The organism is Mesorhizobium sp. M1163 (genome assembly GCF_040318415.1).
Taxonomy (GTDB): domain Bacteria; phylum Pseudomonadota; class Alphaproteobacteria; order Rhizobiales; family Rhizobiaceae; genus Mesorhizobium.
In genome coordinates this window covers 1-2,068 of sequence record NZ_JAMYMF010000097.1, presented here as the reverse complement: position 1 = coordinate 2,068, position 2,068 = coordinate 1, and the positions used below count along the sequence as shown (strand labels likewise).

The 2,068-nt window shown below is 58.7% G+C and carries 2 pseudogenes; both read left to right on the top strand.

From position 1 onward, the window contains the following. The first annotated feature begins 298 nt into the window (after nt 1–298). A pseudogene (locus NKH43_RS35160) lies at nt 299–1,323 on the top strand (IS110 family RNA-guided transposase). Nucleotides 1,324–1,565: 242 nt separating this feature from the next. Then, nucleotides 1,566–1,820, top strand: a pseudogene (locus NKH43_RS35155) (transposase); the annotation flags it as partial. Between the last annotated feature and the right edge of the window lie 248 nt (nt 1,821–2,068).

Sequence of the window (2,068 nt, the reverse complement as noted above, 5' to 3'; positions counted from 1 at the left end):
GCGAAATACGACTGATCCGTCAGCTGCCGCCCCGTGCAGTTGAAAGACGTTCTTTGCCAGATCGACCCCGATGATGGTAACCTTTCCATGGATGCCTGCCTCTCCTTTGCGTGGCTCTAACACAACAAACTTGGCACATCGCGATGCCGCCGGAGAAGGCTGGCATCCACATGGGGTAATCGCGGGAGCGAGTCGCCCTGAAACCAATCATATCTTTGGAAGGTGGCTGTTCCCCGATAAGATGGAAATACGGGCTCACGACCTGACGCCGGGCCCAAGCATCTGATGGAGAACAGCCATGGAAGAATATATCGGTCTCGACGTGTCGATGAAAGAGACAGCGGTGTCGATCCGACGTGAAGGCAAGCGCGTCTGGCGCGGGAAGTGCGCCTCTGATCCAAAGATCATTGCCGAGCTTATCCGCAAGCGGGCGCCAGCCGCCAAACGCGTGGTGTTCGAGACTGGACCCCTTTCCGTCTGGTTCTATCACTCGCTACGCGCAGAAAGGGTGCCAGCGATCTGCATCGATGCTCGCCATGCCAAAGCTGCGCTCGATATGGCGCCGAATAAGACCGACGCGAACGACGCCGACGGTCTGGCGCATCTTGCAGAGGTGGGATTCTTCCGTGAGGTGCGGGTGAAAGGATTTGACAGCATGCTGACCCGCACGCTCGTGGCGGCACAACCCGGCTGGTCCGGATCACCACCGAACTCTCCAACCAGATTCGTGGAATCATGAAAACGTTCGGGCTGCTCGTTCCTGCAGGTAAGGGAACCACGTTCGAGAAGAACGTTCGGCGCCTTCTTATCGATCACGAGGAACTTGCTCTCATCGTGCTGCCGATGTTGGAGGCCTGGCGCGGCATTCGCATCCGTGCCGCCGAGCTTGGGCGCCAGCTCGTCGCAGATGCACGTCAGAGCCAGGCATGCCGCATGCTCATGTCGATCCCTGGCATCGGCGCCATCACCGCAACCTCGTTCGCCACTGCCATTGAAGATCCGGGCAACTTCAAGACGTCCCGATCTGTTGGCGCCTGGATAGGCCTAACGACGCGCCGCTACCAATCCGGAGAAGTCGATTATGACGGCCATATTTCCCGACGCGGCGACCGCCATTTGCGAGGGCTTATCTACGAAGCGGCGTCGGTTATTCTGACGCGTAACTCAACCGAGAGCACCCTGCGGACATGGGGTCTCCAGCTCCGGGAGAGGATCGGCTTCAAATGAGCTGCCGTGGCTGTGGCGCGCAAACTGGCGGTGATTATGCATTCGATGCTTAAAACCGGCGAGCTCTTTGATCCGAATGCAGGAGCCACAGCGTAAATCCGGATAGCGTTCAGAATCTGAACGCCTGAGGCGTCCCTGCCGGGACGTGAGCCGAGCCATTCCGCTGATGGGGTTGCACCGCTGACTCAGCAAAGTGCGTCGTCCACATTGAAGGCTCGTCCCGCGAAGCTCCATCATGCGGCGACCGATGTTGACCGCGAAGACAACCGTGTACCCGGCCAACGCATCTCCAAGCGCGAAGATACTTGACGTCCCCACCGCGATTAGACAACCCCATCAACCTGCCTGCCCACAAGGCGGCCGGCGTGCGAGAGGCGATCGAGACGACCGGCGCGAGGCTCATGTTCCTGCCGCCCTACAGCCCCGATTTCAATCCGATCGAAAACGCATTCTCAAAACTCAAGGCTCTTATGCGAGCCAAAGCCGAAAGGACAATCACAGCCCTGTGGAACGCCGTCGGATCGCTCGTTGACCTCTTCACCCCAGCCGAATGCCAGAACTACTTCAAGGCCGCAGGCTATGACCCGGATTAAACCGGACGTGCTCTAGCACGAACACCCGGCGAATTCCCCCGTCGCCGGTCCGCTACTGGTCCGCCGGACGCGAGCCGAAATGCATCCATTCGCCGTCAAAATTTTGCCGGCAGCAAAGGTAGATCGGGCGCCGACGATCGCATTTAGCCTTTCCGGCTTTCCTTCAAGACTGTGTCGGCTAATTTCTCAGCCACCATAATCGTTGGAATGTTTGTGTTCGCCCGGGGGCAAAATGGCATGACTGAAGC